At 53.7% G+C, this 1,465-nt stretch carries 1 rRNA gene; it reads left to right on the top strand.

Annotated features, from left to right (window positions below):
• Positions 1 to 1,458 (top strand): 16S ribosomal RNA (locus ELS82_RS24945); the annotation flags it as partial.
• Between the last annotated feature and the right edge of the window lie 7 nt (positions 1,459 to 1,465).

The following is a 1,465-nucleotide window of genomic DNA, read 5'->3' as shown; positions in this document are numbered from 1 at the left end:
ACGTTAAGGGCGTCGAGCGGCGGACGGGTGAGTAATGCCTGGGAAATTGCCCTGATGTGGGGGATAACCATTGGAAACGATGGCTAATACCGCATAATGCCTTCGGGCCAAAGAGGGGGACCTTCGGGCCTCTCGCGTCAGGATATGCCCAGGTGGGATTAGCTAGTTGGTGAGGTAAGGGCTCACCAAGGCGACGATCCCTAGCTGGTCTGAGAGGATGATCAGCCACACTGGAACTGAGACACGGTCCAGACTCCTACGGGAGGCAGCAGTGGGGAATATTGCACAATGGGCGCAAGCCTGATGCAGCCATGCCGCGTGTATGAAGAAGGCCTTCGGGTTGTAAAGTACTTTCAGTMGTGAGGAAGGTRGTGTAGTTAATAGCTGCATTRCTTGACGTTAGCKRCAGAAGAAGCACCGGCTAACTCCGTGCCAGCAGCCGCGGTAATACGGAGGGTGCGAGCGTTAATCGGAATTACTGGGCGTAAAGCGCATGCAGGTGGTTTGTTAAGTCAGATGTGAAAGCCCGGGGCTCAACCTCGGAATTGCATTTGAAACTGGCAGACTAGAGTACTGTAGAGGGGGGTAGAATTTCAGGTGTAGCGGTGAAATGCGTAGAGATCTGAAGGAATACCGGTGGCGAAGGCGGCCCCCTGGACAGATACTGACACTCAGATGCGAAAGCGTGGGGAGCAAACAGGATTAGATACCCTGGTAGTCCACGCCGTAAACGATGTCTACTTGGAGGTTGTGGCCTTGAGCCGTGGCTTTCGGAGCTAACGCGTTAAGTAGACCGCCTGGGGAGTACGGTCGCAAGATTAAAACTCAAATGAATTGACGGGGGCCCGCACAAGCGGTGGAGCATGTGGTTTAATTCGATGCAACGCGAAGAACCTTACCTACTCTTGACATCCAGAGAAYTTTCCAGAGATGGATTRGTGCCTTCGGGAACTCTGAGACAGGTGCTGCATGGCTGTCGTCAGCTCGTGTTGTGAAATGTTGGGTTAAGTCCCGCAACGAGCGCAACCCTTATCCTTGTTTGCCAGCGAGTAATGTCGGGAACTCCAGGGAGACTGCCGGTGATAAACCGGAGGAAGGTGGGGACGACGTCAAGTCATCATGGCCCTTACGAGTAGGGCTACACACGTGCTACAATGGCGCATACAGAGGGCRGCCAACTTGCGAAAGTGAGCGAATCCCAAAAAGTGCGTCGTAGTCCGGATTGGAGTCTGCAACTCGACTCCATGAAGTCGGAATCGCTAGTAATCGTGGATCAGAATGCCACGGTGAATACGTTCCCGGGCCTTGTACACACCGCCCGTCACACCATGGGAGTGGGCTGCAAAAGAAGTAGGTAGTTTAACCTTCGGGAGAACGCTTACCACTTTGTGGTTCATGACTGGGGTGAAGTCGTAACAAGGTAGCCCTAGGGGAACCTGGGGCTGGATCACCTCCTTATACGATG

It is taken from the genome of Vibrio ouci, assembly GCF_004551525.1.
GTDB lineage: Bacteria > Pseudomonadota > Gammaproteobacteria > Enterobacterales > Vibrionaceae > Vibrio > Vibrio ouci.
The sequence above is the reverse complement of the archived record's forward strand: the minus strand, read 5'-3'. Positions and strand labels throughout refer to the sequence as shown.